This window comes from Psychrobacter immobilis (genome assembly GCF_904846235.1).
GTDB lineage: Bacteria > Pseudomonadota > Gammaproteobacteria > Pseudomonadales > Moraxellaceae > Psychrobacter > Psychrobacter immobilis_C.
Genome location: NZ_CAJGZN010000007.1, coordinates 30,178 through 44,762 on the forward strand (window position 1 = coordinate 30,178; position 14,585 = coordinate 44,762).

A 14,585-nucleotide genomic window follows, 5' to 3' on the forward strand; every position below is an offset into this window, starting at 1 on the left:
CGCAGCATTAACATCAAGCAAGTTACGCCATCAGCGTTTATCAACGCACACAAAGCAATGGCCACTTGCAAACGACCTATCATGTGACAGCTTTAATAAAAGCTAGGATAATACAGTAAGGCACGGTTATGAGCACAGCATACGACGAGATCAAAACCCGACTACAAGGCTCAATGGTAGCCTTGGTAACGCCCATGCACCCTGACGGTAAGGTCGATTATAAACGTCTCGCAGATCTCATAGATTGGCAGATTGAGCAGGGCACACATTGTCTTGTGGCTGTTGGTACTACTGGCGAATCAGCGACCCTATCTATGCAAGAGCATAGCGATGTCATTCGCTATTTTGTCCAGCATGTCAAAGGTCGTGTACCGGTCATCGCGGGTACTGGTGCCAACAACACGATGGAAGCCATCAAGTTGACTCAGGATGCTGCCGATGCAGGCGCAGACTGTGCGTTGCTCGTTGCTCCTTACTACAATAAGCCGCCACAAGAAGGCTTATTTCAGCATTATCAAGCCATTGCTAAAGCCGTAAATATACCGCAAATGCTGTATAACGTGCCTGGACGTACAGTGGTTGATATCGCTCAAGAAACGGTAGAGCGTTTGTGTGATATCGATAATATCGTTGCTATCAAGGATGCGACAGGATCTGTCGGTCGCGGTGAGCAATTGATAAAAGCCGTTGGTGACAGAATGGTTGTACTATCTGGTGATGACGGTACTGCGCTTGATCTAATGAAAGTAGGCGGCAAAGGCAATATCTCAGTCACTGCTAACGTGGCGCCAAAAGCCATGAGCGAGACTTTTTCTGCGGGTTTAAGTGGTGATTTTGAAGCGGCTGGTAAAATCCATGACGTGGTCAAGCATCTGCACCGTGACCTATTCATCGAATCAAGCCCTATCCCAGCTAAGTACGCCTTGCATAAAATGGGCATTATCGATAAAGGGATCCGTCTGCCATTGGTTTGGCTCGCAGAGCAGCATCATGCAACTATCGACGAAGCATTGGTTCGAGCAAACATACTATAAATTGATATTCGGCGATTTAAGACTTGCTGCACATTAGATGAGTGCCATTCGAGCTAGCAGCAAGTCAACTTATCATGATAAGTCCATCGCCTACATGAGCAATAACTGCTAACTCAGAGAGACAACATGATGACAGTAACATCAAAGACAGCATCATCAACGACAAAATTATTTCCAGCAATGCTGACCTTGGTTTTGGGTAGCACTTTGGTATTAAGCGGCTGTCAAGCGACCAAAAACCTGCTTGGTAAACGTGATAACGGCAGCTTAGATTATCAACAAAGCAAAAAGCTTGCACCGATAGAGCTACCTGCTGCCCAAGAAACGGCACCTTTTGTGCCTTTGTATTCAACACCTAATGCTGGGGCAAACACGCTCCAACTACAAAATGAGTCAGGCAATCAGTATCAGCTGCCAAAACCTCAGCGTGCTGTTAGCAGCACTTCGAACTAAACTTATTCCCTTATCTATATCGCTGACTGTTGCGTTTTTTATCATAGCCGCAAGCCATGTATCTTACATCAGTCAGCGGTAGCTGCGCGTTTTTACCACATAAGCTTGAACGAACAGGAACCCCCATAATGCAAAAGCAACAACTGCTGTATAAAGGTAAAGCCAAATCTGTCTATGAAACAGAAGACAATGATCTTCTGATTTTGCACTTCCGTGATGATACCTCAGCGCTTGATGGTAAGCGTATCGAACAATTAGCACGTAAAGGTGTGGTTAATAACCGCTTTAATGCTTTTATCATGCAAAAATTGTCTGATGCTGGTATCGAAACACATTTCGAGAAGCAATTGTCTGATGACGAAGTATTAGTTAAACGCTTGGACATGATTCCTGTAGAGTGCGTGGTTCGTAACTTTGCAGCTGGTAGTTTGGTGCGTCGTTTAGGCTTAGAAGAAGGTCAGGCATTGACGCCGCCAACTTATGAGCTGTTTTATAAAGATGATGCGCTAGGTGATCCGATGGTTAACGAATCACTTTCTGTATCTCTTGGTTGGGCGACCAAAGAGCAATTGGCTAAGATGGAAGAGCTAACCTATCAAGTCAACGATGTACTAAAGGCATTGTTTGATGCGGGTGATTTGATTCTAGTTGATTTTAAACTAGAGTTTGGCGTATTCCATGACCGTATCGTGTTAGGTGACGAGTTCTCACCAGATGGCTGCCGTATCTGGGATAAGAACACTAAGAAGAAACTTGATAAAGACCGTTTCCGTCAGTCATTAGGTGATGTGATCGAAGCTTATGAAGAAGTCGCTGACCGTATTGGTGTACCATTAAAATAAGTATCTGATACTTAGCATAAAATAAAAAACTGAGCCATGTGCTCAGTTTTTTTATGGCATTATATTTATGATGGTACCCTAGTGAGGACTCGAAACTTGGGCTGTGAGCTATATATGCCAATAGATTAAATTATTAAGATAATGACGGTGTACTTAGCATACATACTCTATCTGTGATCAATGCGCTATACACTAATAGATATTGTATCGTAAGCATCTATAAATAAGTTTAGAGTAAGTAACAATAAAATTATTACAATTATGATTTGTGAAGGTAGCGGTCAATAATGAACAATATTAAAATTAAAGATTGTCTAGATATAGTTAGTATCCATGAAGATAGCATAGTTATAACTTTAAATAAAAAATACTCTTCTGGCAAAGATGTTGCTAGGGATATTGAAAGTCAGCTACCTAGTAACAATGATCTAGAGGTTGAAAACTGGGATTCTTTTTATGATAACTTATGCTCTTTGGATTACGAACTCGATAAAAGATTTAAAAGTTTAACTATAATTCATAGTTCGTATTTAGATGTACATGACGAATCAATGATCACTTATCTTCAAGCTATTATTGATGCTTGTAACAGTTATTATAGATCTGCTGATGCTAACAAGGGATTTAGTTTATATGCTGTTTTTCTATCTAAGCATATGGATATTTATAAAGAAGTAGAATCTTTAAATGTGCGATAGTTAAACCCACTGACTAAGTGAGTGACTATCTAAATAACTCAAGCTACTGATAAGAACCAGCGCGGAGTCGAAGGTTTATGTTCTGACTAGGGAAGCGAATCAGTGAAAGCACCTAATTAGTTCGCCATAAGCATACTTCAAAGGAACCAGCTAATTCACCCTTCAAACCTATTAACAGACCACTTAAAATAGACCACCATAATGGAACCACTTATAACAGACTGCAATTCCTATCTATTTATCAACCAGTATCACTCTTTAGGCACAGACTTATAGTTTAGCTCGTATAAAAAATCAAACATAGCGCCAACATTGTCCTCGATACCTTATCTTACTTTTATGCTAATTTGTTAGTACTTACTCATATCAATTAGACCATAGAAATAAGAAAAGGTTTCGCTAATGTCTACTGCCTCATCAACCGTTTTGGAGCCTGACTGGTTCACTCGTCCGACCTGTGTGGTCGCTGCTGACCTGATTGGTAAAGTCTTATGTCGACAGCTAACCGATAGTGATGGACAGCAAAAAACGCTACGTATGCGTATCTCTGAGACTGAGGCCTATATTGGTCAAGATGATCCCGCTTGCCACTCACATGCAGGCACTCGAACGGCACGCACAGAGATTATGTATGAGCAAGGCGGTGTGTTCTATGTCTATTTGACCTATGGCGTGCATCATATGCTAAATTTGATTAGCGGCTCTGTAGAGTCGCCTGAATCGGTATTGATCCGCGCTGGGTTTTTGACTGATGATAGTGATCGTCTGATTGAAGAGCAACAACTCAGTTCAGATAAGCAGTTTACTCACCCTAAGCAGTTTGCAGGCCCTGGCAAATTGACCAAACGCTTGCAAATTGATCGCGATTTATATGGCAAACCTGTTTCGCCGACATCAGACGTTTGGATAGAAGATGATAATTGCCAGCCACCTGTATCACTACGCCCACGTATTGGTATTGATTATGCCGGTGATGCCAAAGACTGGCTGCTACGTTATATATGGACCGAGCATCCTTCCTTATCTAAGAACTAGCAGATTGAGATTCAAAACTATTCTATGAGGTAAGCCTATGTACAAGTTGACTGTTTTTATTCCTGATGCAGCGTTAGACCAAGTAAAGTCTGCTTTGTTTGCTGCTGGCGCTGGGAAGATTGGAAACTATGAGCAATGCTGTTGGCAGGTACAAGGAAGCGGTCAGTTTATGCCATTATCAGGTAGTACGCCGCACATTGGCACACAGGATAGTTTAGAAATGGTCGATGAGTGGCGAGTGGAAATAGTGGTAGATGAAGCTTTTATCGATGCTACCATTGCCGCGTTAAAAGAAGCGCACCCCTATGAAACGCCAGCTTATGATGTGATAAAAGTTTTGGATTTCTAGTTTTATAAAGCAAGAATCTCAGCTTATAAAGTATAAGATTTCTTATAAAAAAACCCAATAAGCCACTTAATGACTTATTGGGTTCCAAAGGTTAAAAGGCTTTAATTGCCTATAGAAAAAGGGTGTGAACGCCTCAAAAGTAATCAGTGTTTTTTGAGCTTAATCACGTTGTAGCTTGGATAGCCCAGCTCGATTTTATAATCGTCGCGACCACGTTCGGCTTTTACCTTAATTTTACGATCGCCTTTCTTATATTTGACATCTTTGACATGGTATCCCATGCTGCGGACTTTATTGGTGGCTCGCTGCTCGACAGCAGAATCGTAATTGTGTTTATCGTGTTTATCGTTTTTTTTGTGCTTGCCTTTGTGCTTTTTATGCTCGTGACTGTCTTTATAAACATCTTCGTAAATATCGTCATATATATTGTAGCCACCAGGCGTAGTGACACAGCCAGTGGTTGCCGCTAGTAAGGCTGCGACCATACCAACAGATGCCACAGTTTTGAATGTTGAAAATGATAAATTTTTCATAATGATTTCCTAATAATATATCGTTGCTCAATATGGGTAAGAGTTAAACGTACCGAGGTAGTTAGCTAAAGTGCTGAAAGTGATCAATCTTTTCTGACTTTGATAACATCTAAATTTGGATAACTTAATAGTATCTCGTACTTCTGTGAACCGCGTTTAGCCTCAATCTCGAAGACGCCGCGCTTATTTTTTTCTTCAAGCTCGATATCTTCGACACGATAACCCATCGCTCTTACTTTGTTGATAGCACGGCGTTTGATAGCTGGGTAACGTGATTCTCTTTTAATAGTGTCTTCGACATCGCCTTTTTTAGAGCGCTGACCATTCTGATAATTATCTTTATGCTTGTTTTCTTTATAGCGGCCATTATTTTTTTGTGACTTATTATTATCCCCGTTATTTGGCCATGCTCTTTTGCTTGAGCTGATGAGTCTTAGGGTAGGGTAAGTATATTTTAGCTCGTAGGCTTGGTTGTTCTTTTTAGCATAAGCAGTAAGAGCTCGATCACCACGGTAACTATCAGCTCTGATGTCTATAACTTGATAGCCTTTACGGCGCAAGTCTTGTCGAAGCTGCTGACTTACGCGATTAAAGTTATTACTTTGGCTATTATTATCACCACGATATACGGGCTGATTGTCATATCCTGAACCTACAACCGCACAACCCACTGTCGTACCCAATAATGCAACGACAAGACCAGTAGATACAGTGGCCTTAATAGAGAAAGGTTTTATTGTTTTCATGAGGCAATATCCTATGATGGTATTAAGTAGGCAGTGTAGATTAGAAATATCTGCTATAACTACAAGATTTTAAAAGTATTTTGGTTCGTCAAGTTAGCTATCAGCTAACAAGTGTCTCTGGTAGTTTATTTTTCGAAATATTTCCTTACATTATCTATAATAGAGCACAAAACTTTGCGCTAGGTGTCATTTGCGTTAATAAGTTGTAATAATTGGGGCAAGTAAAATATATTGTTGTAAGCATATGCTTACACGTAATGACGTTTACGCGACTTAACATACGAGTGAGAGTTAGGCATTATAGTCACACGGCATTAGGGAATGTGACTCAAGGATTGAGTTGACCGCATTAAGGATAATGATTCGATAACTAGCGTCAGGATGACAATAGCGATTGAAGTAAGGACACATACCCTTTGCTGATAGCAGCAAGTAATACTGAAGCTGTAGTGTAGTAAAAAGGGCAGGATGCCCAGTATCACAATATACTGAATATTTGTGCAAGGATGCATGAAAAGCAGTCGTGATAGGTAACATGGATAGTTAACAATAAAACCGCATAACAATTGATTGCTATGCGGTTTTATCGTGTCTGGAGGATGGTAATTTATTTCTCCAACAGCTTATCTGTACAGTATAAATCTGCCATAAAAAAAACCGCATATATTTCTATGCGGTTTTTATGTTTGTTCGGTACATTAATTGTGCAACGAATATATTAATACTTGTTTTCTACACGCCAATCATCTACTTCACGCTCTGCGTCTTCTTTGGCATGACCATAGCGCTCTTGTACACGGCCTACTAGCTTGTCACGGCTACCTTCGATATGGGTAAGATCGTCGTCTGTTAGTTCAGCCCATTTTTGTTTAACTGAACCTTTCATTTGGTTCCATTCGCCTTTTAGAGTATGTTCGTTCATTGTATTCTTCCTTTTATTGAACTTATTGTGTTTGATTTATTTTTTAGTAACTATTTTGGTTCTTATTTCACGATATCGATTACTGATACTGCTATTTAATTTTTATTCTAATTGTATTGCACAAGGATAAATGATTGGTTACAAATATCTTGTGAGATTAAATATAGGACTTTTCAATTCAGCTGTCTGTATATGCTATGTTTATAGTGTTACCTAACTATAGTGAGCGTTTACTAAGTGTTATCTATAGGGTCGCTGTAGTAGTACCATGTAAATTGCGTCTACTATGCGTGAGAATAATTTATTCTATGAACTTGTTTTTTTATATGAATATTAAAAAAATATATTATTTATTCAAAAATACTTATGCAAATAAAAAAGCAGCTACTCAAAAATAGAGTAGCTGCTTTTTTATTGTCTTTGAAATTGATTGAAAGTTATTTCGTCGAATATTTATTCAAATACTGATGATAGCGTTTGGTGAGTTTTTTTATTCGTATACGATCAGCAATCAATGAGAAAACTGGCGAGGCAGTTGGTTTGGGCGATTTCCCTTGTCCCATGCGTTGTAATTGTCGCTTGATGACGGCCATTGTAGCAACCGCACTTAAGGTTTTATCTTTCCAGCGTACCACAGGATTGTGAGCACTAAGCGTACTATCACTTTTCCAGTCATTCGGTAGAGCAGGGTTCATGGCCAATGCGGTTCCCATACCAACCACGTCAATCCCTTGCGCCAGTACATCTTCTGCGACAGCCAATCGCCTAACGCCACCTGTCGTCATGATAGGCATGGTAGCAACTTGAGCAATCTCTTTTGCGAAATCTAAAAAGTAAGCTTCTCGTTGCAACGTGCGACCATCTGCTGTGCTGCCTTGCATGGCTGGGCTTTCGTAGCTGCCACCTGATAGTTCAACCAAATCTACGGCCAATTCATTCATCGCTGAAATAACCACTTTGGCATCATCTGCATCAAATCCTCCGCGCTGGAAATCGGCTGAGTTTATCTTCACAGCGACTGCAAAGGTAGGCGCAACTTGAGCACGAACGGCTTTGATTACTTCGATCAATAGTCGCATACGATTCTTAATCGAACCGCCGTATTTATCTTTACGTTTATTGGTAAGCGGTGATAAAAATTGAGAAATTAGATAGCCGTGGGCGGCATGAATTTGCACACCATCGAAGCCAGCTTGTTCTGCTTTTAGTGCACTATCGGCGAACCGCTGTATCAGTTGCTCGATATCTTGCTGCGTCATCGCACGCGGTTTGCTAAATAGATGGGAGTGCTTGCCTAGATCGATCGCCACGTCAGAAGGTGATAGCACATCGCCACCCATAGCAGCATATACTTGACGGCCAGGATGATTGAGCTGCATCCAAACCTGTGTATTGTTGTACTTGGCAGCATTTGCCCACGCTCTAAAAGGCGCTATCTTACTGTGTTTGTCTAATACGACACCGCCAGGTCCTGTCATAGCGCGGCCATCAACCATCACGTTTCCCGTGATTAACAGACCTGTCCCGCCTTCAGCCCAGTTCTTGTATAGACGGAGCAGAGTAGGGCCAGGGACTTGACCGACATCAGCCATGTTCTCTTCCATGGCAGCTTTCGCTAAGCGGTTGGGTAACGTAGCGCCACAAGGCAGAACTAAAGGGGTGAATACAGGTGATGTCATGATAGTGGCCTAGAAATGGTTATTTTGTGAAGCATGAGTTCTACTATGGGTTTGGCTATAGACATATGGTCTAAATGACTATAACCTTATAGCTAAGATATTCGCTGTCGGCAGTTGACCATTATCATCACATTTTTTTGGCACAATAGCACCTAAGGTAAATTACTGGTGTGTCGATATAATTATCTATTGAATAGGAATACCTCTGCATTGAACGTACTAACGCAAGATTTGACAGTCCCAGTAGAATCTAAACGTGAGCTGGCGAAAGCCAAGACTCGGCGTGCGTTATTAAAAAGTGCTTTGCGGTTGTACAGTTCGGAAGGTGCTCAGGGCATGAGCATGAATAAAGTTGCCAAAGGTGCAGGTATTGCCCAGCCCAGTTTTTACAATCATTTTGAGAGTCTAGAGGCGCTACAAAACGTACTGAGTGCCCAACTAAAAGACAATTATCTATCACCGATGCGACTGGCATGGGTCAATATGCTCAAAGATTATGATGTGTTGAGTAAAGATCAGTTTAATCAGCAATGTCGACAATGTCTGATTATGATCTTTGATTCTGCGTTTGAGAATGTCGCGCTGTTTCAGCATTTGTTAGAGGATCGCCCACGGTTTAGTGACAATATAGAAAACCAGTCTTCATTAAATAATGGACTGGGCAATCTGATTACCGAAATACAAGAAGAATGGACAGAGATATTTATTCAAGGATTGCAGTTATCCAATCGTTCTTGCGAGCGCAGTGCTGTTAATCTATGCGTCGATATGGCGGCGGCACAAGTACATGAGTTGATATTGGGCTGTCATCAGCAGCGTTACTCAAGACAACAAGCGATTGCCACCTTGAGTATCAGCTTTGATGCACTGTTCGCCAATTTTTTGCACGGAAGCAATACTAGTCAGTAGTGATAATAAGCAAAAATTATTGTCATGAAATCTAGAACAAAAAACACAACAGGGAGAGTGACTATGGCCACAACCACGGCTGCACCAACTTTAGGCGAAGCGCAAACGCATTTTAGAACTTGTACATTGTGCGAGGCAATGTGCGGCGTCGAAATAAAGCACGATGGCGAAAAAGTCTTGTCGATTAAAGGGGATAAAAACGATCCCTTTTCGCAAGGCTATATTTGTCCGAAAGCCACCGCTTTGCAAGATTTGCATGAAGATCCTGACCGTTTGCGTCAGCCTGTAGAGAGAACGGCAGACGGTTGGAAATCTATTAGTTGGCCAGAAGCGTTGGATAAAGTCGCCGCAGGTATTCAATCCATACAGCAAAAGTATGGTCAAAATGCGTTGGGTGTTTATCTAGGTAATCCTAACGTACATAACATGGGTGGTATGTTGACCATCAAACAACTGCTGACCAGCTTAAAGACGCGCAGTCGTTTTTCTGCCACCTCTATTGACCAACTGCCACATCATATTATTAGCATGCATCTGTTTGGTCACATGCTGCGTATTCCAGTTCCTGACGTCAATAACACACAATATATGCTGATCATCGGTGGCAATCCGTTGGCTTCTAACGGCAGTATCATGACTGCGCCCAACATGCGCCAAAAGCTAAAAGATATCAAAGCGCGCGATGGTAAGGTAGTAGTAGTTGATCCAAGACGTACCGAAACCGCCGACATCGCTAGCGAACACCACTTTATTCGTCCAGCGACGGACGTACTGCTGTTATTAGCTATGCTCAATGAAATCTACACGCAAGGCTATGCCAAGCTCGATACTAGAGTGGCAGCTTTGGCACCAGAGATCGATCGACTTGCTTTGTTTGCTGAACAATACACGCCTGAGTCAGTTGCAGACATCACGGGTATTACCGCAGCTGAAATCAAACGTATCGTTAAAGAGTTTTGTGAAGCAGAAAGCTCAGTTTGTTATGGTCGCATGGGCATCTCGGTGCAAGAGTTTGGTTTGCTCAGCCAATATTTATCTATGGTCATTAATATCGTCACAGGTCGTTTAGATGAGGTGGGTGGACTCATGTTCCCAAATCCTGCCGTCGATGTTGTGAACAGCTCAGGCCCAGGCTATCTGGGTAAACGTCATAGCCGTGTCAGCAACTTGCCAGATTTTAATGGTGAGTATCCAGTGGTTGCGATGGCAGATGAGATGTTGGTAGAAGGGGAAGGCCAGTTAAAGGGATTTGTTACGGTCGCTGGTAATCCGGTTCTGAGTACGCCAAATGGCGAAAAGTTAGATGAAGCACTATCTCAGTTAGAGTTTATGGTTTCGCTTGATTATTTTGTGACTGAGACCAGTCGCCATGCCAATATTATTCTGCCGCCTGTATCGCCATTAGAGCGCGACCACTATGACATTACTTTTAATGGTTTTGCCGTGCACAATGTCGCCAAATACTCGCCTGCCTTGTTTGATAAAACCGACGATACCAAGCATGACTGGGAGATTTATTTAGGATTGGCAGAGCGCTTAGACAAAGATGCGCCAGAAGCAACGCAAAAAGAACGTGCCGCGACTAAAGCCTTTGGTCCTAAGTTCTTGTTAGAGCAAGGTCTAAAGTATGGACCTCATAAAGACGTGACATTTGAAGCACTGGTCGAAAACCCACATGGTATTGATTTGGGTCCGTTGCATCGGATGTTGCCAGAGGCTATTAAACACGCTGATAAACAAATTCATCTTCATGTCGATTTTTATCAGTCAGATTTAGCCCGTGTTAAAGAGATGGTGCAACAGTACAACAGTAATGAGATTGTGCTAATCGGTCGTCGTCATGTACGTAGTAACAATTCATGGTTGCACAATAGCCATCGATTGGTAAAAGGTAAATCTCGCTGTACATTGATGTTGCATCCGCAAACGGCAGCGCAACATGGCATTGCAGACGGTCAAGATGTCAGAGTAACTTCTAGAGTGAGTAGCGTGGTCATTGCAGCAGAAGTGACGGATGAGCTGATGCCAGGAGTGGTCAGTATTCCGCACGGCTTTGGTCACGGACGCAAAGGCGTTAAGCAAAAGATTGCGCAAGCGCATGCAGGTGTCAGCGTTAATGATTTGACTGATGAAACCTTAATTGATCAGTTGAGTGGTAATGCCGCAGTCAACGGTGTGCCTGTACAATTAGAAGCATTGGATATGGGTGTAGATGGTTTATCTACTGCTACAGAGACTGTAGCAGAAGGTGCACTAGCATAAAGTTAATCGCAAGTTCATAGACATACAAAAAAGGCGTTCACGTAAAATGAGCGCCTTTTTCTGTTTGCAATCTGAATACATCGCTGATCCGATTAAACGCTCATACCGATAAAATCAAAATCGACGTTAGGGGTTTCGCCTTGGATTAACAAACTAAGGGCCTTTGCAGAGCCACAAGAGTGTGTCCACCCTAATGTACCATGTCCAGTGTTCAGCCATAAATTGTCAAAAGTTGCCGAAGCGTTATGACTACCATGTTTGACTTGACCACAGTGTGCGCGACCAATCAAAGGTACGTTCGATGGGGTCATCGGGCGCAGTCCTGTCCAATATTGCACCGAGTTTGCGATAATGCCTTTCGGGAATAATTGCTGTACACGGCGAGTGATGGCTTCACAGCGCGTAGCATTTAAATCTAGGTTATAGCCATTGAATTCTGCTGTACCAGCGACTCGCAATTTATCACCCAGTCGTGAGGTGACTAGCTTAAACTCATCATCAATCAGACTGACAAAAGGCGCTAAGTGCGGCGCGCGTGGATTCACCGTATAGGTAGCCGAATATCCCTTCGCAGGGAAAATAGGTACATGGATGCCCAATGGTTTTAGTAGAGGTACGCTATAGCTGCCAAGTGCGACCACATAACTATCAGCCGTAAAGGTCTGCGCGTTTTCGTTTTTTGGACGGATGGTAATACTGTGCACATGCGGACGGGCAGAGTCGGTATCAATATTGAGTGCTAAAATCTCGGTATCATATAAAAACTGTACACCAGCATCGATACAACGCTGCGCCAAGCGCTGGGTAAACAGATGGGCATTGCCAGACTCATCACGGCTGGTATAGGTTGCCCCAGTGAGCTTATGTGCAATTGGGTAGAGCGCTGGTTCTAAGTTGACAGCATTATTGATATCAATCACGTGGCGCTCACAACCAAGCGCCTGCATGCGTTCAGTTGGTTCGATAGCCGCATCAAACTCTGCCTGATTGGTATAAAAATGCATGATACCGCGGGTTTGCTGTTCGTAGTTGATGCCAATATCCGCGCGCAGCTGTTGTAAGGTATCTCTTGAATATAGACCTAGGCGCACCATTTGCACCAGATTGGCATCGGCTCTATCGGCGCGGCACTCTTGCAGAAACTGCATGGCCCATTTGAGCTGAGCTTTATCAGCGCGCAAACGATACAGTAGCGGAGCATCTTCTTTAAACAACCACTTGAGCGCTTTCATCGGGGTCGCAGGGTTGGCCCAAGGCGTGGCATGTGAGACAGATATTTGACCGCCGTTGGCAAATGATGTTTGCATACCTGCCGCTGACTCGCGTTCAATCACGGTCACATCATAGCCTGCCTGACGTAGATACCATGCGGTGGTCACGCCCACCACGCCTGCTCCGAGTACCGCAATATGTGTCATAGGATTCTCTATGCTCATGTTAGTCATGACGGTAACTCTTTATTGAACTACCGTCACCTTTGCTGCGTCGCTTGCCTGATTCGATGTGCTTTTATTTCGGACGCGCAACATCTACTTGTAGTGCAGCTGGCAAGTCCAATATGCTCAAATCACTCTCTGCCAATTGTTCAGGGCGTGCCACGACCAAAGCGGTAAAGCCATCATCATTTTTCATCGCATTGACTACTTGGATTTTATCGAGCTTGTCGCCTGCGCTTGGTGCTGCACCGGTGCCTTGTACATAGTGCAAAAATGCTTTGGGTGCAGATTTAAAGTAGATGCGAGCGATGACTTCTTGACCTAAGTAGCAGCCCTTATCATAGTCCATGCCGCCGCGCTGATGTAAACGCAGTTCTTGCGGTTGAAACTCACCCTGAGTTGCGGCCACAATCCAATAATTACCAGTAGCTAGGCTGCATGCCATCCAAGCCTGAGTATCCTCAGCAGTATTATGGTCGTCTTTATGGCTAAAAGTTGGCTCATCTGCTAGCACGCAAGGATAAATCGCTGCTGGTGCAATGGTTTTAAATTTAGAAAATGCCCCGTACTTATTAAGGTGTGCCTGAAAAGACTCAGCACAATCGCTACTTATGACCACATCATAATGTTTCTCTGCTTGTTTTTTGATCCAGATACCGAACTCAATACGACCTTTTAGGTTACCGATAGCGGCTGCCTGATAGCTAAGCCCGAGTTTGGTAACGTCACAAGTTAATTGCCCTTGCAAGAATTTTTCGGCATCTTCGCCTTGGATAGTTAATTGCGAAAACTGCGGTACGGCTGATAAATTTGAAGATTGAGTCATTGTTATTATCCTTCTGGTGAGAGCTTACTTATTAGGGCATATCCCTAATTCAAATGTTTATGACTAAATGGGCTAAAAATGGATATATCTTTAGCAAACGGCGTCAAATAGCTGGCCAATAGCTCGATATTACCCGCGCTATTTTCCTTGTTTACCTGCGATTTATCTCATTTTTATCGCCATTTTTAAAATAGGGACACGCCCTAATATAGAGGGTAAATCGAAGTGATAAAAATTATATGGGCGCTTTTATCATTGACAGTATTTGTACACATAAATCTAAATGTGGCTAAGAAGAGTACCACAAAAAACCCTGTCATAAAAAACGTCATCAATAAGCGATGAGTTAAGTGTTAAATTGGGCATAGCGTTTGATTTTCAAGCGTACAAATTGGTTAAAGATGGTGAGTTACGGTACAATATCAGCTCTATAATTAACCTAATGTACGATGGCTGCCGAGGAAATAATGAGCTTACCAAATTGCCCTAAATGTGATGCTGAATATACGTACGAAGATGGTGCGTTACTGGTATGTCCTATGTGTGCTCATGAATGGACGGCGACTGAGACTGATGCAGCGCAAGCTGAAGACCAAGACGCGGTTATACGTGATGCTGTTGGCAATGAGCTACAGGACGGCGATGCGGTGACGGTTATTAAAGACCTAAAAGTCAAAGGCTCTTCAATTGTGATTAAAGTAGGGACAAAAGCAAAAAGCATTCGCCTGTTGCCAGATGCTACTGACGGTCATGATATCGACTGTAAACTTGATGGCTACGGACCAATGAAGCTTAAATCTTCTGTGGTCAAAAAAGCTTAAATTGTAAAAACTTCTTGAAAGATTCAATAATAAACAAATA

The 14,585-nt window shown here is 42.6% G+C and carries 15 protein-coding genes; 9 read left to right on the forward strand and 6 right to left on the reverse strand.

Annotated features, from left to right (window positions below):
* The first annotated feature begins 128 nt into the window (after positions 1–128).
* The 6 genes from dapA to JMX07_RS06280 all read left to right on the forward strand — a co-directional run bounded on the left by dapA (position 129) and on the right by JMX07_RS06280 (position 4,411).
* Positions 129–1,034 carry a 4-hydroxy-tetrahydrodipicolinate synthase gene (gene dapA, locus JMX07_RS06255; protein WP_201606899.1) on the forward strand — a complete coding sequence of 302 codons (906 nt, stop codon included), beginning with the start codon at positions 129–131 and terminating at the stop codon, positions 1,032–1,034.
* 126 nt (positions 1,035–1,160) lie between these two features.
* Entirely contained in the window at positions 1,161–1,487 is a 327-nt protein-coding gene (locus JMX07_RS06260) for a hypothetical protein (protein WP_413786660.1), read from the forward strand.
* A gap of 128 nt (positions 1,488–1,615) precedes the next feature.
* The gene (gene purC, locus JMX07_RS06265) at positions 1,616–2,329 is read left to right on the forward strand and encodes a phosphoribosylaminoimidazolesuccinocarboxamide synthase (protein WP_057757995.1); all 714 of its coding nucleotides are present in this window, start codon (positions 1,616–1,618) and stop codon (positions 2,327–2,329) included.
* Positions 2,330–2,616: 287 nt separating this feature from the next.
* Complete coding sequence (locus JMX07_RS06270) at positions 2,617–3,027, forward strand: hypothetical protein (protein WP_201606900.1); 411 nt, start codon at positions 2,617–2,619, stop codon at positions 3,025–3,027.
* A 402-nt stretch (positions 3,028–3,429) separates the two neighbouring features.
* Positions 3,430–4,062, forward strand: a complete 633-nt coding sequence (locus tag JMX07_RS06275; protein WP_201606901.1) for a DNA-3-methyladenine glycosylase — start codon at positions 3,430–3,432, stop codon at positions 4,060–4,062.
* Positions 4,063–4,099: 37 nt separating this feature from the next.
* A complete protein-coding gene (locus tag JMX07_RS06280; RefSeq protein ID WP_201606902.1) occupies positions 4,100–4,411 on the forward strand; it encodes an NGG1p interacting factor NIF3 in 312 nt (103 codons plus the stop codon).
* Positions 4,412–4,554: 143 nt separating this feature from the next.
* Here JMX07_RS06280 and JMX07_RS06285 read toward each other — a convergent pair whose 3' ends face one another.
* The 4 genes from JMX07_RS06285 to JMX07_RS06300 form a co-directional block, all read right to left on the reverse strand.
* Positions 4,555–4,944, reverse strand: coding sequence for a hypothetical protein (locus JMX07_RS06285; RefSeq protein ID WP_201606903.1), 390 nt, complete (start codon positions 4,942–4,944; stop codon positions 4,555–4,557).
* A gap of 83 nt (positions 4,945–5,027) precedes the next feature.
* Entirely contained in the window at positions 5,028–5,690 is a 663-nt protein-coding gene (locus JMX07_RS06290; protein ID WP_201606904.1) for a hypothetical protein, read from the reverse strand.
* A 718-nt stretch (positions 5,691–6,408) separates the two neighbouring features.
* Entirely contained in the window at positions 6,409–6,612 is a 204-nt protein-coding gene (locus tag JMX07_RS06295) for a CsbD family protein (RefSeq protein WP_057758006.1), read from the reverse strand.
* 437 nt (positions 6,613–7,049) lie between these two features.
* On the reverse strand, positions 7,050–8,291 hold the full coding sequence (locus JMX07_RS06300) for an NADH:flavin oxidoreductase/NADH oxidase family protein (RefSeq protein WP_201606905.1): 1,242 nt from the start codon (positions 8,289–8,291) through the stop codon (positions 7,050–7,052).
* Positions 8,292–8,501: 210 nt separating this feature from the next.
* Between JMX07_RS06300 and JMX07_RS06305 the strand changes: the two genes are divergently transcribed.
* A complete protein-coding gene (locus JMX07_RS06305) occupies positions 8,502–9,200 on the forward strand; it encodes a TetR/AcrR family transcriptional regulator (protein ID WP_201606906.1) in 699 nt (232 codons plus the stop codon).
* 63 nt (positions 9,201–9,263) lie between these two features.
* Entirely contained in the window at positions 9,264–11,462 is a 2,199-nt protein-coding gene (locus tag JMX07_RS06310; RefSeq protein WP_201606907.1) for a molybdopterin oxidoreductase family protein, read from the forward strand.
* 92 nt (positions 11,463–11,554) lie between these two features.
* Here the strand turns inward: JMX07_RS06310 and JMX07_RS06315 are convergent, their stop codons facing one another.
* Positions 11,555–12,907: a D-amino acid dehydrogenase gene (locus tag JMX07_RS06315; RefSeq protein ID WP_265088354.1), complete on the reverse strand. Its 1,353-nt coding sequence runs from the start codon at positions 12,905–12,907 to the stop codon at positions 11,555–11,557.
* Between the two features lie 64 nt (positions 12,908–12,971).
* Complete coding sequence (locus tag JMX07_RS06320) at positions 12,972–13,724, reverse strand: YgfZ/GcvT domain-containing protein (protein ID WP_201606908.1); 753 nt, start codon at positions 13,722–13,724, stop codon at positions 12,972–12,974.
* Positions 13,725–14,191: 467 nt separating this feature from the next.
* Here JMX07_RS06320 and JMX07_RS06325 point away from each other — a divergent pair, with 467 nt between their 5' ends.
* The gene (locus JMX07_RS06325) at positions 14,192–14,545 is read left to right on the forward strand and encodes a zinc ribbon domain-containing protein YjdM (RefSeq protein WP_320158003.1); all 354 of its coding nucleotides are present in this window, start codon (positions 14,192–14,194) and stop codon (positions 14,543–14,545) included.
* Positions 14,546–14,585: the final 40 nt, after the last annotated feature.

Coding starts and splice junctions, on each gene's coding strand:
- purC (WP_057757995.1), top strand. CDS start 1,616: ATGCAAAAGCAACAACTGCTGTATAAAGGTAAAGCCAAATCTGTCTAT.
- JMX07_RS06270 (WP_201606900.1), top strand. CDS start 2,617: ATGAACAATATTAAAATTAAAGATTGTCTAGATATAGTTAGTATCCAT.
- JMX07_RS06275 (WP_201606901.1), top strand. CDS start 3,430: ATGTCTACTGCCTCATCAACCGTTTTGGAGCCTGACTGGTTCACTCGT.
- JMX07_RS06260 (WP_413786660.1), top strand. CDS start 1,161: ATGATGACAGTAACATCAAAGACAGCATCATCAACGACAAAATTATTT.
- JMX07_RS06295 (WP_057758006.1), bottom strand. CDS start 6,612: ATGAACGAACATACTCTAAAAGGCGAATGGAACCAAATGAAAGGTTCA.
- JMX07_RS06325 (WP_320158003.1), top strand. CDS start 14,192: ATGAGCTTACCAAATTGCCCTAAATGTGATGCTGAATATACGTACGAA.
- JMX07_RS06300 (WP_201606905.1), bottom strand. CDS start 8,291: ATGACATCACCTGTATTCACCCCTTTAGTTCTGCCTTGTGGCGCTACG.
- JMX07_RS06285 (WP_201606903.1), bottom strand. CDS start 4,944: ATGAAAAATTTATCATTTTCAACATTCAAAACTGTGGCATCTGTTGGT.
- JMX07_RS06315 (WP_265088354.1), bottom strand. CDS start 12,907: ATGACTAACATGAGCATAGAGAATCCTATGACACATATTGCGGTACTC.
- JMX07_RS06310 (WP_201606907.1), top strand. CDS start 9,264: ATGGCCACAACCACGGCTGCACCAACTTTAGGCGAAGCGCAAACGCAT.
- JMX07_RS06320 (WP_201606908.1), bottom strand. CDS start 13,724: ATGACTCAATCTTCAAATTTATCAGCCGTACCGCAGTTTTCGCAATTA.
- dapA (WP_201606899.1), top strand. CDS start 129: ATGAGCACAGCATACGACGAGATCAAAACCCGACTACAAGGCTCAATG.
- JMX07_RS06280 (WP_201606902.1), top strand. CDS start 4,100: ATGTACAAGTTGACTGTTTTTATTCCTGATGCAGCGTTAGACCAAGTA.
- JMX07_RS06290 (WP_201606904.1), bottom strand. CDS start 5,690: ATGAAAACAATAAAACCTTTCTCTATTAAGGCCACTGTATCTACTGGT.